Origin of the sequence: Mucilaginibacter gilvus, from assembly GCF_004054195.1 — a bacterium.
Classification (GTDB): Bacteria; Bacteroidota; Bacteroidia; order Sphingobacteriales; family Sphingobacteriaceae; genus Mucilaginibacter; species Mucilaginibacter gilvus.
The window spans coordinates 80,162-98,632 of record NZ_SBIW01000008.1 but is presented as its reverse complement, the minus strand read 5'-3'; the positions used below and the strand labels follow the sequence as shown (position 1 = coordinate 98,632).

12 protein-coding genes are annotated in these 18,471 nt (G+C 48.0%); 2 read left to right on the top strand and 10 right to left on the bottom strand.

What is annotated here, in order from left to right; all coding sequences use genetic code 11:
* Positions 1-43 precede the first annotated feature (43 nt).
* Complete coding sequence (locus EPL05_RS17220) at positions 44-775, top strand: RDD family protein (RefSeq protein ID WP_128535229.1); 732 nt, start codon at positions 44-46, stop codon at positions 773-775.
* On the opposite strand, the gene EPL05_RS17215 is transcribed toward EPL05_RS17220, so the two are convergent.
* Positions 770-1,078 (bottom strand): DUF2752 domain-containing protein, encoded by a 309-nt coding sequence (locus EPL05_RS17215; RefSeq protein ID WP_128535228.1) that lies wholly within the window; start codon positions 1,076-1,078, stop codon positions 770-772. The genes EPL05_RS17220 and EPL05_RS17215 overlap by 6 nt on opposite strands.
* Positions 1,079-1,107: 29 nt before the next feature.
* A complete protein-coding gene (locus tag EPL05_RS17210) occupies positions 1,108-1,560 on the bottom strand; it encodes a DUF5684 domain-containing protein (protein ID WP_128535227.1) in 453 nt (150 codons plus the stop codon).
* A 110-nt stretch (positions 1,561-1,670) separates the two neighbouring features.
* Between EPL05_RS17210 and EPL05_RS17205 the strand changes: the two genes are divergently transcribed.
* On the top strand, positions 1,671-3,098 hold the full coding sequence (locus EPL05_RS17205) for an L-serine ammonia-lyase (RefSeq protein ID WP_128535226.1): 1,428 nt from the start codon (positions 1,671-1,673) through the stop codon (positions 3,096-3,098).
* A 262-nt stretch (positions 3,099-3,360) separates the two neighbouring features.
* On the opposite strand, the gene sov is transcribed toward EPL05_RS17205, so the two are convergent.
* From sov to EPL05_RS17165, 8 genes are all read right to left on the bottom strand, one after another.
* A complete protein-coding gene (gene sov, locus EPL05_RS17200) occupies positions 3,361-10,524 on the bottom strand; it encodes a T9SS outer membrane translocon Sov/SprA (RefSeq protein ID WP_243837317.1) in 7,164 nt (2,387 codons plus the stop codon).
* A 21-nt stretch (positions 10,525-10,545) separates the two neighbouring features.
* Complete coding sequence (ruvA, locus tag EPL05_RS17195; RefSeq protein ID WP_128535225.1) at positions 10,546-11,130, bottom strand: Holliday junction branch migration protein RuvA; 585 nt, start codon at positions 11,128-11,130, stop codon at positions 10,546-10,548.
* A gap of 3 nt (positions 11,131-11,133) precedes the next feature.
* On the bottom strand, positions 11,134-13,437 hold the full coding sequence (locus EPL05_RS17190) for an NADP-dependent malic enzyme (RefSeq protein WP_128535224.1): 2,304 nt from the start codon (positions 13,435-13,437) through the stop codon (positions 11,134-11,136).
* Between the two features lie 109 nt (positions 13,438-13,546).
* Positions 13,547-14,806 carry a lytic transglycosylase domain-containing protein gene (locus EPL05_RS17185; RefSeq protein WP_128535223.1) on the bottom strand — a complete coding sequence of 420 codons (1,260 nt, stop codon included), beginning with the start codon at positions 14,804-14,806 and terminating at the stop codon, positions 13,547-13,549.
* Between the two features lie 60 nt (positions 14,807-14,866).
* On the bottom strand, positions 14,867-16,291 hold the full coding sequence (gatA, locus tag EPL05_RS17180; RefSeq protein WP_128535222.1) for an Asp-tRNA(Asn)/Glu-tRNA(Gln) amidotransferase subunit GatA: 1,425 nt from the start codon (positions 16,289-16,291) through the stop codon (positions 14,867-14,869).
* Positions 16,292-16,393: 102 nt separating this feature from the next.
* A complete protein-coding gene (locus EPL05_RS17175) occupies positions 16,394-16,564 on the bottom strand; it encodes a Sec-independent protein translocase subunit TatA/TatB (RefSeq protein WP_128535221.1) in 171 nt (56 codons plus the stop codon).
* Positions 16,565-16,599: 35 nt separating this feature from the next.
* Positions 16,600-17,076 carry a twin-arginine translocase TatA/TatE family subunit gene (locus EPL05_RS24360; protein ID WP_243837316.1) on the bottom strand — a complete coding sequence of 159 codons (477 nt, stop codon included), beginning with the start codon at positions 17,074-17,076 and terminating at the stop codon, positions 16,600-16,602.
* A 65-nt stretch (positions 17,077-17,141) separates the two neighbouring features.
* Positions 17,142-18,464, bottom strand: a complete 1,323-nt coding sequence (locus tag EPL05_RS17165; protein ID WP_128535220.1) for a murein hydrolase activator EnvC family protein — start codon at positions 18,462-18,464, stop codon at positions 17,142-17,144.
* Positions 18,465-18,471 lie beyond the last annotated feature (7 nt).

The following is an 18,471-nucleotide window of genomic DNA, read 5'->3' as shown; positions in this document are numbered from 1 at the left end:
ATTCAACAAAAAACCAGCAAATTGAGCATATATATTTCTTAACATGCAAACCGTACGGATCACTACTTCGCAAAACATCGATATCGACTATGAACTGGCCGGGCTGGGCGAGCGCATCGTGGCAAGTATTATTGATTTTGGCATCTTCTTCCTGTTGTATATCCTGTTCATTATCACCGGTATCAGCCTCGATGGCATGAAGAGCACACTCATAGTACTCATTGTAATTTATGGCATTTCCTATGTTTTTTACGATCTCGTTTGCGAGTATTTTATGAACGGGCAATCGGTAGGCAAAAAGGTGATGAAAATTAAAGTGGTGAGCCTTGATGGCGCGCAACCCCGGTTTAGTCAGTATTTGCTGAGGTGGCTGTTCCGGATAGTAGATTTTGGATTGAGCATGGGCTCCATTGCCCTGGTAGTAGCCGCCATAAGCGAAAAGGTACAACGCATTGGCGACCTGGTGGCCGGCACTATCCTTATCCGCACCAGCCCGCGTACAAAAATTAACCACGTGGCTTTTATGCCCGCGGCTGACGGTTACGAACCCGTATTTGCCGCCGCAGCCCAATTAAGCGAGCAGGATATCGAGCTGATAAATGAGGTAGTGAACACCTATGTAAAAACCGGCAACAGCGTAGTGGTTTACAATTTGGCTACCCGCATAAAAAACCACCTCGGTTTAGCTGCCCCACCGGAAATGAATGATCTTAAATTCCTGCAAACCCTGCGGAAAGATTACAGCTTCTACGCTACCCAGGCCGAAGTTTTATAGCCAGTACAGGTGCGCCATTTTGATGGTGTAGCTAATGAGCATTATACTCGCAACGGTAATGTAAGCGCTTGTTTTGATGATCTTTCTTGGGGTATCCAGCTTGAAGAAGTTATCGGCAAGGGTATAAATAATGGCCAGCAGTAAGGGTATAGTAGCCGGGTAAAGCGCCAGGCTTGCGCTCCACTGCCCCTGCATGAGCGCCACAACCGAGCGTTGAAAACCACAGCCCGGGCAATCTATCCCGGTAAAATACTTAAACGGACAAGGAAGTAAATGCCCCTGCAGCCAGGTAGTAAAAGCCATGCTGCAGGGTGCAAATAATAGTGAACGCATTATGCCTGCGGCGGATTTAAAGGGTCTTTATAATTTATGGAAGGATCGTAAGTATCATTCCTTGCGAAGCCTGCACCTGCCGGGCCAATATATTGGTAGTTGCCAAAACCCAGCAACGGAAAAAACACAAAAGGAAGAAAGATAAGCCCGAGGGTGAAACCTTCGCTTTGGCCGAAGCTTTTGCTGAGCAGGTTTATAAGCCATATCCCAATAAAGAATGATGTACAGGGGAAGATCAACAATAGGATCCACCAAAGCGGCTTACCCACAATTTCAAGCAGAACAATAATGTTATAAATGGGAACAATGGCCGCCCAACCAGGCTTGCCGGCCTTTTCGAATATTTTCCAATAGGCTATCAATATGATCACTGAGACGATCATAATAGGTATGAACATGGCTGCGAAAAAAGCGAAGAATACCCCTGTTTGTTGTGCGTCGTAAGTTTCCATTTGTGTTAAGGTTTTAAGTTTTAAAGTTTGGTTTAAATTATTAAATGAAACTTAATATTAAAAGCGTTTAACCAAAAAAATATACTGTTAGTATCGTTAGTTTTGTAGTGATGCAAAGAGAGCAAATTTCGGTATTCGATATGTTTAAGATAGGCATTGGCCCGTCAAGTTCCCATACGCTTGGGCCATGGCGCGCGGCACAGCAGTTTATTGCCCTACTTGCCGAACAGGAGGCGCTGCCTCTTGTGGTAGAAGTTAAAGTTTTGCTTTACGGCTCGCTGGCCAAAACCGGCAGGGGCCACGGCACCGATATTGCCATCCTCCTTGGCTTAAGCGGCGACGACCCTGTCACCTTTGAGGTAGATAGGATCAACAGCAAAATTGCGGAGATAAACACCGGGCATAAACTAATGCTTGGCGGCACTAAAGAGGTAAGCTTTAATTTTGATGATGACATGCTTTTTCTCTTTACCGAAAGCCTCCCCTTTCACCCCAACGCGGTAACCTTCCAGGCTTTTTTAAGCAATGGAAAAGCCGTAACGGCAACGTTTTACTCTATAGGCGGTGGTTTTGTGGTGAAGGAGGGTTCGAATGCATCGCACAAGACAGAGGTAGACCTGCCCTTCCCTATTGATACCGCCGGCGACCTGCTGCACTGGTGTTTAAAAACCGGGCTCAAAATATCAGAAGTTGTCGCCGAAAATGAGCTTGCCTGGCGCAGCGAAGCCGATACACGTAACGGTACGCTGCAGATATTTAAGGTAATGACAGAATGCATGTACCGTGGCTGCCATACTACCGGCAGCCTGCCCGGCGGGCTGAATGTGGCTCGTCGTGCTTTCGCCTTAAATAAACGATTATTGGCCGGGCGTAGTTACAGCAATTACACCGAATGGGTAGCGGCCATCCGTGAAACAGGTAATAGCTTCCAGAATATTTTAGACTGGGTGAGCTGCTTCGCGCTGGCCGTTAACGAAGAGAACGCCAGCTTTGGCCGTGTAGTTACCGCGCCTACCAACGGCGCCGCGGGGGTTATTCCGGCGGTGCTCCAATACTTCATCTGCTTTTGCGATGGATTTGACGAGCAGCGCATCATCCAGTTTATGTTCACCGCATCGGAGGTAGGCAGCATCTTTAAAAAAGGTGCCACCATATCTGCCGCTATGGGCGGTTGCCAGGCCGAAATTGGTGTATCATCGGCCATGGCCGCGGCAGCGCTTACCGAGGTATTGGGTGGCAGTCAGCGCCAGGTTTTAATGGCCGCCGAAATTGCCATGGAGCACCACCTCGGCCTCACCTGCGACCCTATTGGCGGGCTTGTACAGGTGCCTTGCATCGAACGGAACACTATGGGTGCCATAAAAGCTATCACCGCCACGCAGCTTGCCCTGCAAAGCAATCCCGATAAAGCCAAAGTAAGCCTGGATGCAGTGGTACGTACCATGTGGCAAACCGCTCTGGATATGAACTCCAAATACAAAGAAACATCCGATGGCGGACTGGCCATCAATATCCCCATCAGCTTGCCGGAGTGTTAGGGTTGGTTGTCTGAATCAGAATTAACAGGATTTTAGAATTTTCAGAATATAAATCCCCTGTCCCGTCATGCTGAAATCTTTTCAGCACCTCACACGGCAAGTGGCGAACTTTGCTAAAAAACCACGTATCACCGCAATGCTTTGTGACGACTTTAATGATGGGGTGCTGAAAAGATTTCAGCATGACGTGGAGGTATATGTCAACCACCATCAACTTTACATTCTGAAAATTCTAAAATCCTGTAAATTCTGATTCGGACTATTACTGCAACAACAATTTCAAATTCAAGCCAAAGTTGGTGAACGAAGTATTGAACGTTTGCGAGGTGTATGGCTTGGTGATATTGCTATCGTAGAATAAATTGAGGTTGAAGCGCTGGTTGATCACGTAATCTATCGATGGGCGCATGGTGATGTTTTTTGCACCGGATGATACCTCCGCGGCTTCAATATCGGCACGGTAAATAAGCGTTTTATTATCGCGGATAGCCACATCCAGCTTAAAGTTGATGTCGTTATTCGTTTTTCCACCAAACCAGCCAAAAGGCATCCGGAAGTTTTTAGGGCGGTAGCCAAAGCCAACCACCACAATATTCTCGGTTTGCTGCGCCAACTGGCTATTGAGCAGGCTTAATGCCAGCGTACGTGTTTTACGATATTCCATGTTGGCGGTCATGCTGTTTTTAAAACGCACATCCACACCCAAAAGCGGCACAAACTGTTCAAAAATACTCACCTGTGTCATTTGGTAAAAAGGCAGGAAATCGGTATTGGCATCGCGCGAACTTACAGCACCATTGGCCGCCTGGTACTGCAACAGGGTGGTGTAGCCATTCACGTTGTACGATGAGCGGTAGCCATGCCTCAGATCGAAGGAATCAAACACCTCGGTAAAGAACGGCATCTTGCCCAGCCCGCTGTAACTGATCTGCCAGTTGGGGATAGGCGTTTGCGGGAACTGGCTTAGCGACGAACTGCCTGCATCTTTACCTGTGTAAGCCGCCAGGAAGGCCGGAACCAGCACGTTTTGGGCATTGGCACCATAGCCATCTGCAAAACCGTTTGTTGTGCCGGTAGAATTAGGGTTGGTTACGCCAAGGCGTTTGGAGATAATCGCCCGGTTACTTAAAAATTGCTGAAACGTTGTTGAAGTATTGTTTATTCCTGTTGATTTGGAGAACGCCGTGGCAAACGATAAAATAGAAACACTGTAGGTACCCGATGTTGTAGGGCTCAGGTTCTCAATACTGTTTGTAGCTGCCAGATATTTAAAGTTGGTTTGATAGTTACGATCCTGTGTTTTAAAAGCGATCAGTTCGATGCGCAGATCTTTGATGGGTTCGATAATACCACGCAGGCGCAGATCGGAATTAAAAGTGGTTACGTAGGGCTGGTTTTGCAGGGTATCCGAGGTTATCCATCCCCGTTCTATCGCTTTATTACGCAGATCTGCCTGGCTGCCCAGCAGAAAGCCTATCCCTGGCGAATCGTAAGAAAAATCCTGCCCAAAGAAATTCGACTGCGGCAAATACCCCGGCAAGAAGGTACCCTCGGTGCGGGTATACGTACCGCTCAGGTTTTTCACGCTGGTTAATACGCCCAGGAAGAACCCGCCTACACCGCCATTATCATTATTGCCTTTGCGCAGCGCCTTAAACTTGTTATAGAAGGTTGTAAAGTTAAGCGTAGGGTTTAACTGTATGGTGCGCGAGTTTTGAATGCTGTTACCAACGTTATAATCCGGGTTGTTGATGGCGAACTCGGGCTGGGTTTGCCAGTTAAAGTGGGTGCTGTAACGCGCTATCAGGGCTGTCCAGTCCAGCCCCGGGATTTTGTTTATCGGCGTGGTGTAGTTAAAGTTGATGGTGTGGTTGTAGTTGGTAGTACGGCCCAGCCTTTTCAGGTTTTCCCAAAGTGTATCGCGTTTAAGCCCGTTGATACGGCCGGCCGGCTCATCCACTACCGATAAGTTGGTGGCATCAATATCCATCTGCAGCGATTTGGATAAATTCCAGCCGATACCATAAACGCGGGTTATATTAAAGTTTTTGTTGAAACTGGTGGGTATTGGGATATAGTTATTCGGGTCGTTATTACGCAGGGTATTCTCTGAATAATACCTGTCGAAATTGATAGCGAAGTTCAACCTCGATGGCAGTAAGCTGAAGTTAAAATCCCTCGCCAAAGCCAGCAGGTTACTTTTAATGATCTTCCCGAAAGGTGTATAATACTTAGGTTGGGTGCTGTAGTTATAGGCCAGGCTTACACGGTAAGTACGGGCCAGGTCGCTTTCCACAATAAAATCGTGGTGGGTGTATTCGGTGTAGGCGTAGGTGGCATTAAAGTTCTCTACATCCCAAACATGTACCGGCGCGCTGGCGTTGGTATGCTCTTTGTGCACGTTTGTAAAGTTGATGCTTTTACGCATGGTATAATCTATCGATACATTCCGGATAGAATCTCTCGCCTGCGAGGTTGGTGCGGCTGCAAGCGTTTTCTTCAGTTCCACATCAGGCGATTGCGGGTCGTACTGCGGGGTTGCTACCTGGTTGCTTATGTTAATATACGCCGGTATCTTGATCCCGCTTTTAGCCGGGAAGAACTTGCCCAGCTCCACACTGCCCGATATATCATAGATCTGGTTATCGCTGCGGCTCCTGTCGCTCACGCGCGAATCCAGCGAACCAAACCCAACGGTACTTTTACTGCCCGATAAGGTAATATTGGCAAAATCTGCCAGCGCGAAATCGGCCCTGGCTGTTGCCGCCCAGCCACCACGCTGGTCAAAATCAGTGAGGCGCAATTCATCAAACCACAGGGTACCGGTTTTATCCAGCCCATCATCTGCGCCTGTATTATTGCCTTTGTACGGGTTACGCACACCTACCATAATAGTACGCAGTCGGCTCAGGTCGGGTTGGCCTTTAATGGTTACTTTGTTATGCCCGTCGGTGTAAATAAACGGGGTGGTAAACGGCCATGGCAGGCCGTTTAGCTTGGCATTGTTACGGGCAAGCTTGGCGCTGGTGAGCAGGTCCAGCTCCAGGTTAAGTTCGTTACTCGCGGGCCATATAGCACCGGGGTCGCGGGTACCCTGCTGGGTAATGGCCAGTGGTACTTCGTATTCGTAATAGTTGTCCTGGTAATCAACACCCAGGCGTATAAAGGCATTTACATCGTTATCCTTCAACTGGTCGCCCTCGGCATGGATAAACATCTGGATCTTTTTGTACGACCGCAGATCGTTAAAAAATGTACGGAAAGCCGCCCTTGAGTAACCATCGCGCAGGTTGGTAACCTTTAAGGAGAGCGATTGCTCATTCAGCTTGGTATCTGTTTGCAGGTTATTGTAATTGCGCTGGCGGTTAATGCCCGGTGGCACCACGTAAGGTATTGGGGTGCGGTTACCGTTCTCTTCAATATTTACGGCCTGCACATCCAATACCGAGTTATCAACCGTTGGGCTTTGGATGGCCGGGTCGGCAATGATGTTCAGCGGGTTATTCTCGGCGTTAAAGCTGCGCCATTCGCCACGTACCAGCTGCAGGGTGGCAAAACGTAATACCGAGGTATCGGCAAAGTTGGTCATGAACATACGCATAAAACGGATGGCCTTAAAATCCTGAATGTTGCCTACTTTGCTTTGGTAGTCGGTTATCGGGATCCTGAACTGATACCATGTAACCGCTTCTGTTTGCCCGTTGGCCAGTTTTACGTTCGATTTTACTTTATCGCTGATATAGTTTTGGCCAACCAGCATATCCTGCGGGCGGATGGATACCCTGTACTGGAAGTATTCATCCGTTTGGCTCATGTTATTATCCCGGTTAATGTCCTCACCATCGGGCAGGGATGTGGAGGCCGATGTTTGCAGGCCAAGTTCCGCTTGTGATTGCTCTGCGGTTTTGGAGTTACCCTCGGTACCGTTGTAGCGGCTATAACGCTCTAAAATACCGGCGCGCGCCTGGTCAAGCTCGGGCCCTTGGTAGTAGCGGTAGTCATCTGTTGAAGGGTCGGCGGAGAACGCAGTAGCGGCCTGCGGACTCAGCACCGCCTTTGCCTGGTTTACCACATTGGCAAATTTCGATTGCTCATCCGTATCGTTCAAACCATCCAAACCAGTATCCTGTAAACGGCGCGAATCGGGGTTATTATCAAAGGCATTTATTACCGGCTGCAATTTAGATACCCGGCCCCAAACGGTTTCGTCGGTTTTATCGGTAGCGCCATCTACGGGCAGGCTGTTCTCCAAACTCTTGCGCCCGTCTTTCAGGATGTCCTCAGAAATGCTCCCGAGGTTAAAATACAGGTCGCCACCTTGCGAGGCCGGTTTGTAAATAAAGGGGTCGAGCACCCAAAATTCGATGTACCCGATATTGTTCGATTCAAAATCGTTTGTCTCCAGCTTGCGGAAGATGCCGCCCCAGCGGTTTTTTGGGCCTTGTAATGTGCCATCTGTATTGATGCCCGATGTGGCATAGTTATATTGCCCGCGTGCCGTTGGATAAAAGGCAAGGTTAAAGGTTGACAAGGTTAGCGGCTGGCCAGTTACCGACTGCTTAAATGGGAACACCTCCTGCTCAATCACCTGCCTTACGTAATGGTTGGACAGGTCGGTACGGTTTACCGCAATATTGCCGGCGCTGGTGTAAAATATCGGGTCGATATTATAAAAGGTCAAGCGGGCGCGGTTGTAGCCATAACTCAGATCGTTAAACAATTGCGATTCGGGGAACATCTGCGGCGTACCTGCAATTTGCCAGCTTACCGCGCTTTTTATATCAATAACCGAGCGGCTATTCTCAAAATCGTCCAGGTAAGAAGTACCGTTCTTGGAGCCTGCAAAGTTCAGCGCGCCCGGGCTTCCTGGCATTAGCCTAGCAAACTCGCCGCTTAGGTTAATGGTTGATGGTGCCTTGGTATTTATTAAAGGGATCTTATCTACCAGGCGCGTTAAAAGCCTTGACGTGGTGCTGTAATTGGCATCGAACCCGAAGATACTGTTGGATATAGATTCCTCTCCTACCACCTCGTTTTGGGTGATGGGCTGCTCGGTGAGGTGCATAAAGGTAGCACCCAGGGCCAGCTTATTGCTTGCCCGGTAATCCAGCCGTGTACCCCAGAGGGATTTCTGCTGAACGCCAAACAGCTCGTTATTCTCTATTTTAATGTTGATGGGCTGGCCGGAAGAAAGCAAAGCCTGGTTAAGGATGCGGATCCGGCCAGAGCTGTAATCAACAGTATAATCAGCGCCCTCGTTCAGTTTTAAATTTCCCGCCGTAACCACTACCGAGCCCTGCGGAATATTCACAGCATTTAGCTGGTACTCCGAGCCCTGGGTGGAGGTGTAAGTGCCTTTAATGAGATACCTGTTTAGCTTTGGGAATAATTGCTGCGCGATGGTTTTGGTAGAATCGTACAGCGGTTGGTATACGTAGCGGGCCACCAGGTCCTGTTCACCCGCGGTAAATTGCTTCGCGAGATCGGCACCGAAGGGTTCCACCACCGGGAACATAATGCGCCCGTTTTGCGAATCGATGGTGATACCCTCCAAAAAGTCGAAGTAGCCATCGGGTCGCTTATCGTTTTGCTGATCGAGGTTATCCACCCCGGTTAACTGCAGCCAGCGCTTGCTTTTAGTATTGGCGCCCTCGTCCATTATCGTTTTTTCGATCCCGGATTTATCATCCAAACGGCTAACATTCAGTTTAAAGTTTGATGGGCTGATACCATAAGCGCCCAGGGAATAGATGTTTTTCATCATCAGGTCCCAGGTTGGCAGGTTAGTTTTTAGCAGCTCGTTCTTTAATAATTTTACAAAAAGCGCCTTGGGCGTTGCCGGGTCTACCGCTACATCGCTGCTGAACTCGCCCACCTGGTATACTTGCCCGTTGTAAGAATACTGGTAGGCAACCGCCAGCACCTGGTCGTTATCCAACGGGTAGTTTAACGATATGTAGCCCAGTTGAGGGTGCAGCGTGTACTCAGTTGGGGTAAGCTTGCGGGCGTAGGTTACCTTGGCGTAGTTATCTGTAGCGCCGGTAGCGCGGAAGTAAGTAGAAACATCATTAGAGTTGGTTATACGCGCCGTTGACGGTAAGTTTTGCAACAGGGTATTGGATTGCTGCGTAAAGCCCGGTCCCTTGAAACCCGCGGGTAAACCGCTAAAGCCCGGCCCGCCCTGCACCAGCGCGGTATTGTAAGGCCTGTTTTCGCCCAGGTCCAAAAAGGCCAGTATATCGCGGCTATCGGTGGTAACGTTGGTACGGTTGGTTGTCCAAACCTCAATTTTAGTAATGTTGATGTTGGAGCTGATGATGGGGATATTGGCCAGCGCCCGGTTGTAGTTATTCCTGAAATATTGCGACAGGAAAAAGTGTTTATTGGATTCGTACTCCGCAGCCGTAAGCGCGATGTTGCCCTGCTGCGAGCCATTGGTAATGGTAATGCTTTTTGATTGCGAACGCTGCTGCGACAAGATGGTGGTGATATCCAGCTTACCAAACTTCAGTTTTGTTTTCACCCCAAAAAGTGCCTGGCTGCCGGTAATAAGCGAGGTATTGAGGGGCATGCTTACAGTACCGGCTTCTATCTTCTGGATAATTTCGTCGGGATGGCCGGTATAATCCAGCTTTATCTGGTTCTCAAACTGAAACTGGGCCTCGGTATTGTAATTGGTACTTATTTTCAGCTTGTCGCCAATATCGCCGGTTACGTTCAGCTGGATCCGCTGATCAAAATTAAAATTGAACTGGCTGCGCTGGCGGGTATTAAAAAGCGGGTTTTCGTTCTTGTTGATCTGCCCGGCTAATATCACCTCTGCCGAACCCTGCGGGCGGATGTTGATGGTTGAGCTGCCAAAGATCTGCTCAAACGTTTTGCTGCGAATCTTTATTTGCGGTATAAACCCCGGCTGCTGCGATTCATAAGCGTAATTATCTGCCAGTTGTTTATAATACTCGCGCTGTACGCCTTTTTGTTGGAGCTTTAAGTATTCGGTAGGGCTTAAGTACAGGGGCACACCGTAATTTAAATTTCCCAGTTTTTTGTAAATGATGTAAGTGTTGGTTGCCAGATCGTATTCCACGGTACGCGTTGTACCCGGCGGGTCTACATCAAAAAGGCCTTCCAATGCCCATTGGTTACGGGTTTTGGTCAGTTTTGGAGCGTTGCTTAAGGGCGCGGCATTACGGGGCCGGGTAGTATCTGCAGGCGCGGTGTTTGGTGTTGGTTGTTGTACTTGCGGCTGGTTTGCGCGTTGCTGCTGGCCGGGGCGCGGGATGTTTGTTTGCCCGGGTATTGGTTGCTGCCCGGTGCTTTGTTGTTGCCCCGCGCTTTGCTGCTGGGCAAATAGTTTCCCTGTTCCGCAAAATGCGGATAAAAAAAGCGTACCTATAAAAAGTTTACAAGTAAAATTTTTAACCAAGTGTTATTTTATTATAAGTAATTATAAGCTTTTTAACGCAAATTTAATAAGCTGTTCTACCGTTAAGGGGCCAGTATTTTTGCTGAGCTCCTGATCCAATACTTTCTCGGCAACGTTACGCACAAATCCTAACATAACAAGGGCTGAAAGCGCCTCTTCTTTTACCGTTTTTAACCCTGACACAACTGTCAATGTGTCCGGGCCTTCCTTGCGAAGTTTATCCTGAAGTTCTAAAATAATGCGCTGTGCCGATTTAGGCCCTATCCCTTTTATCCGTTGAATAAGCGGAACATTACCCTGTACTATGGCGTTGCGGATCTCATCGGGGGTGATGGACGACAACATCATGCGTGCAGTGTTGGGGCCTATGCCTGATATTGATACCAGGTGCAAAAAAAGCTTGCGCTCGCCCTCATCGGCAAAACCATACAGCGTGTGCGCATCTTCTTTTACATGTAACCAAACGTATAACTTGCACCTTTCCGTATTGCCCACGCGAGAAAAAGTATTTACCGAAATATTGATGTGGTAGCCAACGCCCCCCGCATCAATAACCACATGCGCCGGGCTTTTAAAGGCCAGCTTCCCGTCAATATAGTCGTACATAGTTTATTTTGCTTTACGTGCTTTTGGCGATGCTGCCGCACGGCTCTTTTCCTGGGCATCTACCACCGCAATGGTAACCATGTTTACAATCTCGCGTACACTACTGCCCAATTGCAATACATGTACCGGTTTTTTCAGTCCCAACAAAATAGGGCCAACGGCTTCCGCGCCGCCAATTTCCTGCAATAATTTGTAAGCGATGTTACCCGATGCCAGTCCCGGGAAAATAAGCGTATTGGCCGGCTTGCCGTTGAGCGATGAAAATTCGAAGTTATCCTTCAACAATTCGGAGTTGAGCGCAAAGTTGGCCTGCATCTCACCATCAACTATCATGTTAGGATATTTTTGGTGAAGTATCCGCACGGCCTCGGCCGATTTTTCCGGGATCTCGCCTTTGTTGGAGCCAAAGTTGGAGTAAGATAAAAGTGCTACCCTTGGTTTAGGTATAAAGTACGATACCGCTTTTTCTATCAGTACGGTAATATCTACCAGTTCTTCTACGCTTGGGTTGATGTTTACCGTTGTATCGCCAAAAAACACAGGCCCTTTTTGCGTTATCATCAGGTACATACCCGCAACCCGGTTTACACCCTCATCGGTACCGATGATCTGCAGCGCGGGTTTAATGGTATCCGCATAGTTTTTTGTTAAGCCGGAGATCAATGCATCCGCTTCGCCAAACTGCACCATGCAAGCGCCGTAGTAATTCCTGTCGATGATTGTTTTACGCGCTTCCTGCTTGGTAATACCGCGGCGCTGGCGTTTTTTATACAGGTACTCGGCAAACTCCTGGGCACGCGGGCAATCGTCGCGGGTGTCTATCATCTGCACATCGCCAAGGTCTAGTTCGTTCTCGCGCATAATGGCCTTTATCTTCTCAATGTTACCTAAAAGGATAGGCGTCGCTATGCCTTCATCTTTTACAATTTGGGCGGCGCGTAATATTTTGTAAGTATCGGCTTCGGCAAATACCACACGCTTTGGCGCTTGCTTGGCCTTATTGGTGATGTCGCGCATCAACTTGTTGTTGGTGCCCAATCGCGATAGCAGTTCCTCATTATAAGCATCCCAATCGGTGATGCCTTTGCGGGCAACACCACTCTCCATAGCCGCGCGGGCCACTGCCGACGATACCTCGGTGATCAACCTCTGATCCATTGGCTTAGGGATAATATAATCCCTGCCGAATTTAAGGTTGGTAATATTGTATGCTAAGTTAACCGCCTCGGGTACCGGCTTTTTAGCCATCTCGGCTATAGCGTGTACCGCGGCAATTTTCATTTCTTCGTTAATGGCGGTTGCCCTTACATCAAGCGCGCCGCGGAAAATATAGGGGAAACCCAATACGTTGTTCACCTGGTTAGGAAAATCAGACCGGCCGGTAGCCATAATAATATCCTTACGGGCGGCAATAGCCAAATCGTAACTAATCTCTGGTTCGGGGTTGGCCATGGCAAATACCACGGGGTTTTTGGCCATGCTCACCAGCATTGCGGGGGTAACCACGTTGCCCGCCGAAAGGCCCACAAATACGTCGGCATTCTTCATGGCATCGGCAAGGGTTTTAACATCCTTACGCTCGGTGGCAAACTCCATGCGAATATCGTCCAGATCGGTACGGCTGGTATCCAGCACGCCGTTGATATCAAACATCACCAGGTTCTCTTTCTTAACCCCCAGCGACAGGTACATTTTTGAGCAGGAAACAGCGGCGGCACCCGCTCCGTTAACTACCATTTTTATCTTATCCAGCTTTTTACCCTGTATTTCGCAGGCGTTCATTAAGGCCGCACCCGATATGATGGCCGTACCGTGCTGGTCGTCGTGCATTACGGGGATCTTCATTTCCGCCTTCAGCCTGCGCTCTATCTCAAAGCAGGTTGGGGCCGATATATCCTCGAGGTTTATACCGCCGAAAGTTGGCTCCAGCGCTTTTACTATCGTTACAAACTCATCAACCGTTTTGGCATTTATCTCCAGATCGAACACATCGATATCGGCATAAATTTTAAACAGCAGGCCTTTTCCCTCCATTACGGGTTTACTGGCTTCGGGGCCAATATTGCCCAGACCCAGCACCGCGGTACCATTGCTGATAACAGCTACGAGGTTGCCTTTAGCCGTGTATTTATAAACATCATCCACATTTTCTGCTATAGCGCGGCAAGGCTCGGCAACACCCGGGGAGTAAGCTAAAGTTAAATCTCGTTGAGAATTGGTAGGCTTGGTTGGCACCACCTGTATTTTACCCGGGCGCCCTTTGGAGTGGTAATTTAAGGCGTCCTGTTTACGATTTTGTTTATTCATCTTCTCTAATTCAAGCCCTCAAAATTACGATTACTTTTTTTGAAAGCTGGTAATAAAAAGGGCCGGGTTTCGAAATACATCGAAACCCGGCCACTATTATATATATTCTTTAGCCCCTGCTTAGATTAACCGTAAGTCCGGCAACCAGGGGTATGTTTTTATTGTTGCCTAATTGTTTATTCCAACCCATCAAATCTTCTACCCTAATACCGTACTTTGTTGCTATAGTTGCCAAAGTATCGCCTTTTACCGTTGTGTGGAAATGCGGCATATTAGCCCTTGGCACTATTGCAGGCGCTATTGTACCTGTTTGAGCAGCCATGTTTTCAACTCCCGGAGGTACGGCTGCCGAAGCGGCTGCCGTTCTTGTTTTTACTGGCGGTGGTACATAAACAGGCCGGTATGCAGGTATCACATAGTTAGGGTTATCTATCGCCTGCGCTAAAACAGTAAAACGTTCTTTCCGGCTATGCGGTACCAGGATCCTGCGCGGGGCTGCAGAAGAGCCGTTAACGATGAGCATCCGATAACTTGGGTTAAGGGTTACCACATCCTTCAAATCTATCCCTAAAGCTGTGGCAATGCGGCTCATGGGCACTAAGCGGCTCACGCTAACTGTATCGTTTTCCATCGGGATATCCGTGGGCTGAGGGTAAATGCCGTGGCGCTTGTAATAATTCATAGTGTAGGTAATGGCGATGTAAGCCGGTACATAGCCGCGTGTTTCGGCAGGTAATAACTGGCGGATAGACCAGTAATCGGTGGCGCCGGTTTTGGCAAGGGCATTCTCCACATTGCTTTTTCCGCAGTTGTATGATGCTATGGCCAGCAGCCAGTCGCCAAATTGCTGATAGGCATCGCGCAGGTAAGCAGCAGCGGCCTGGCTGGATTGCACGGGGTCGCGGCGCTCATCCACATAGTCGTTCATTTTCAGGTGGTAGATCTTCGCCGTTTCCGACATGAACTGCCAGGGACCAGCAGCACCTACACGCGATACGGCGTTTGGATTCAATGCCGATTCTACTATCGACAAATATTTGATCTCTTCGGGCACCCCCGCGTCGCGGAAAGCCTTTTCGTAAATGGGGAAGTAATATTTGGAGAGGCCAAGGAAACGGCCTATCTCATCGCGGCGGCTCATATAAACGTCTATATAGCCCTGCACGTAGCCATTATAATCAAGCGGGACATCCTTTTGGATAGAATCCAGCCGGCGCTTAAAAATAACATCCTGGTATTTGGAAACCGCTACCTCTTTTACAGGCAGCAGCGCGGCAGTATCTGCGTTGAACGATTGAGCATACGAACTATCCGCATTCATTAGCTGCAGTGCTGCCACGCAGATAATAAACGTAAAGAATTTCTTCATAAATTAGGTTATACCGGCAGAAGAGGCCGCCGGAAAATTATTTACTAATGTATAAACTTTCTATAGCTGTAAGAAATATTCAGAGAAATTCAACAGTTCTTCCTCGGCAAAACCCTTCCCTAATAGCTGCAAACCTAACGGCAAACCCTTACTGTTATTGCCTGTAGGCAACGAGATGGCGGGCAAACCGGCCAGCGATGCTTGCACCGTAAAAATATCGTACAAATAGGTTACCACCGGGTCCTTTTCTTTTTTCCCTATCGGGAAAGCGGGTTCGGGAGCGGTTGGGGTAAGCAGGAAATCGTACTCCTGCAGGATCTCATTGGTTTGATCTTTGATCAGCCGGCGTACCTTTTGAGCCTTGGCGTAATAAGCATCATAGTAACCGGCGCTTAAAACAAATGTGCCCAGCATAATGCGGCGTTTCACCTCTTTGCCAAAGCCTTCCGAACGGGAGAGTTTGTATGTGGAGGTAAGATCGGTTGCGTTGGGGCTGCGGTAGCCGTAATGAACGCCATCGTAGCGGGCCAGGTTGCTGGATGCCTCGGCCATGGCCAGGATGTAGTACGCGGGTACCAGGTATTCTAAATATTCAAAGGAGATGGCCTTTACGGTATGCCCGTCCGCCCTTAGTTTTTCTATGGAGTTGATGAGCGTGTTCTTTACATCGGCATCCACACCGGGGCTGGATAATGCTTCCTGTAAATACGCGATCTTCTTTTTGCCGGTATCTTTGGTATGCACATCGGCCTTAGGAACGGGCTTTTGCGATAGTGTGCCGTCAAACTCATCCGCGCCAGCCATTATTTCGAAAAGTAAAGCGGCATCTTCAACAGATTTGGTGAGCGTGCCCACCTGGTCGAACGAGGATGCGTAGGAGATGATCCCGTGCCTGGAGATCCGTCCGTAAGTCGGCTTAAAGCCCACTACACCGCAAAACGAGGCGGGTTGCCTTACCGAACCACCGGTATCGGTACCTATTGCGGCATGGCACATGCCAGCCTGCACGGCTACTGCCGAGCCGCCGGATGAACCACCCGAAACCCGTTTTTCGTCGGCAAAATTCTTTACCGCTCCAAAAAAAGAATTTTCGTTGGCTGCGCCCATGGCAAATTCATCGCAATTGCAACGGCCAATGATGATGGCATCTTCGGCTAATAAACGCTCTACAATGGTTGATGAATAAATGGAGGTGAAATTCTCCAGGATGCGCGAAGATGCTGTTACCTTATGGTCCTTGTAACAAATATTATCTTTTATAGCGATAACCATACCGGCCAGTTTGCCGGCGGTACCTTTTTTTATACGCGCGTCAACAGTTTTGGCTGAAGCAAGCGCTTCCTGGTCAAAAACCTCGTTAAAAACATTTAAACGGGCATTTGCCTTGATCTGCTGCAAGTAACCTTTTACCAGGCTTTCGGCTGTAACCGTTCCGTTTTGTAACCCTCTTTTAATATCCTTGTAAGAGGAAAAATCTTTAGACATGGGGCCTAAAATAAAAAACTTATCCGTTGAAGCATAACTATTTCAACAGATAAGTTTTATAAGTTTAAACAGCTACAAAGCTGCCCAATAAGAAACTGGCAATTATAACTTCGGTTTCTCTTCTGAAGTTGTGCTGTTTTCGCCGTTCTGCGCGTCTTTAAATTCTTTTACGCCTTTACCTAAACCTTTCATCAGTTCAGGAATTTTTTTACCTCCAAACAATATTAGTATTGCGATAATGATCAGAATAATTTCTGGTGCGCCTAATCCCATTTTCTTAAGTTTTTATGTATGTTAATGTTTTTGTGTTATTTATATTCTTCTTCGATAGTCTTTTTCTCAGGCTCTTCGCTTTTGCTCAGGTTAATAGAGCCGTTCGCGCTGCCGGTTACGGGGTGCTTTAATTCCGGTTCGCTTTCATAGGTTTCCGGTGCTTCGGGGTTGCCCAATTCGGAATGCTCTTCAATGGCATCGGTAGCGGCCTGGCCTTCAAAGGCGGGTAAGGTGCCTTCTATCGGGGTGTACTCAGGCGCAACATATTCCGGTAATTCCTCTTTGGGCTTATCGTCCAAAGATTTCTTTAACTCCGATTTTTTGTCCTCGTAATTATTTATCTGGTTGTTTATTTCGCGCTTAACATCGTCAGAAGCATCTTTAAAATCGCGGATCCCCTTTCCAAGGCCTCGTGCTATCTCGGGTAATTTCTCACCGCCAAACAGCATCAGCGCTGCGAAAACGATCAACACCATTTCGCCGGTACCTATATTAAGGAATAAAAAAACCATGCTTAACATCTTATCTCACAATTAAGGTTACAAATATATACAATTACAACGCTATAGTTAACACTTTAGTTTGCAGGTGCCAACCATACGCGCGGGTCCACAAATGTGGTGCCCTTGTTCAGGATAAAGTTTACCGACGACTCGCCACTGATCTGGTCTGTTGCTACAGCGCCAATAGTTTGTTTGGTGCCCACCTTTTGCCCTACCGAAACGTTTACCGACCGCAGGTTGGAGTATGATGTAAAGTACTCGCCATGGTTAATGATAACCAAATAAGTCCCGCTTATATCCTTCACCATTTTCACCGTACCTTCGAAGACGGCCCTTACCGGTGCGCCCGCTGCGGCTCTTATCTCGTAGCCGTTGTTATCATTACGGATACCGTCTTCTACATATGTGCCAAAACCATGGATCAACTGCCCGCTGGCAACCGGCCATGGTAAACGCCCGCGGTTACCCAGAAAGTCATTCGACAGCTTGGCTGCTTCGGGCGTGGCATTAAGTGCCTCGCTATCAGTAGCACGTTTTATCACTACCGGCTTTTTAATTACAACAGGCGCAGGTGCGTTATTATTAGCGGCATCTGCTTTGGCTTTGGCAGCTGCAATACGTGCGGCTTCCTCTGCTCTCCTCCTTGCTTCTTCTTCGGCCTTGCGCCTCATTTCCTCTATCTCCCTGCGGATAGCATTGTTTATTTCACGGTTCGTCTTCGCAATTTTTTGCTGAACATCCTTTTGCTGCTTCTTAAGCTCACCCTGGTGCTTGCTCAGGTCGGTAATTACTTTTACCTGGTTACTTTTTGCCTTACCTAATTCCGTTCGTTCTTTTTCCTGTTCGGTAAGCAGGTTGCTCTTTTCTTTTTTATCTTTATCCAGCTCGTTTATTTTTACATGCAGTTCTTTTTGTGTGCCCTGTATGTAACCCGCCTGCCGCTCGCGGTAGGTACCAAATTGCTGTAAATATTTTAAACGTCTGTAAGCCTGGTTAAAATCTTTTGACGCAAAAATAAACATCAGCTTATTGTAGGCACTTTGGTTGCGGTAGGCAAACAGCACCATGCCGGCGTACTCCTTTTTCAACTGGTCTAACTGGCTCTGCAGGTTATGTACGGTATTATTGCTCTCAGAGATTTGATTATCTAAATTTCTTACCTCGGAGTTGATATTGGCTATCTTTTCCTGGCGCAGGTTTATTTGTATTTTAAGGTTATTTAGCTGCCTTACCGAAACCTTTTTATTGCTCGCCGTTTCTTCATACTCGCGGTTAAGCTGCTGTAGCTCTTCGGTAAGTTTATTTTTACGGCGTTTTAATTCGTCGCTGGTTTGCGCAAACACGCTGGTAGCTGTACATACAGCAATAATGATCAGGGCTGCTTTAAAAAATTTCATTCATCAA

Coding starts and splice junctions, on each gene's coding strand:
- EPL05_RS17215 (WP_128535228.1), bottom strand. CDS start 1,078: ATGGCTTTTACTACCTGGCTGCAGGGGCATTTACTTCCTTGTCCGTTT.
- EPL05_RS17220 (WP_128535229.1), top strand. CDS start 44: ATGCAAACCGTACGGATCACTACTTCGCAAAACATCGATATCGACTAT.
- EPL05_RS17185 (WP_128535223.1), bottom strand. CDS start 14,806: ATGAAGAAATTCTTTACGTTTATTATCTGCGTGGCAGCACTGCAGCTA.
- EPL05_RS24360 (WP_243837316.1), bottom strand. CDS start 17,076: ATGGTTTTTTTATTCCTTAATATAGGTACCGGCGAAATGGTGTTGATC.
- gatA (WP_128535222.1), bottom strand. CDS start 16,291: ATGTCTAAAGATTTTTCCTCTTACAAGGATATTAAAAGAGGGTTACAA.
- EPL05_RS17175 (WP_128535221.1), bottom strand. CDS start 16,564: ATGGGATTAGGCGCACCAGAAATTATTCTGATCATTATCGCAATACTA.
- EPL05_RS17165 (WP_128535220.1), bottom strand. CDS start 18,464: ATGAAATTTTTTAAAGCAGCCCTGATCATTATTGCTGTATGTACAGCT.
- EPL05_RS17190 (WP_128535224.1), bottom strand. CDS start 13,437: ATGAATAAACAAAATCGTAAACAGGACGCCTTAAATTACCACTCCAAA.
- EPL05_RS17210 (WP_128535227.1), bottom strand. CDS start 1,560: ATGGAAACTTACGACGCACAACAAACAGGGGTATTCTTCGCTTTTTTC.
- ruvA (WP_128535225.1), bottom strand. CDS start 11,130: ATGTACGACTATATTGACGGGAAGCTGGCCTTTAAAAGCCCGGCGCAT.
- EPL05_RS17205 (WP_128535226.1), top strand. CDS start 1,671: ATGCAAAGAGAGCAAATTTCGGTATTCGATATGTTTAAGATAGGCATT.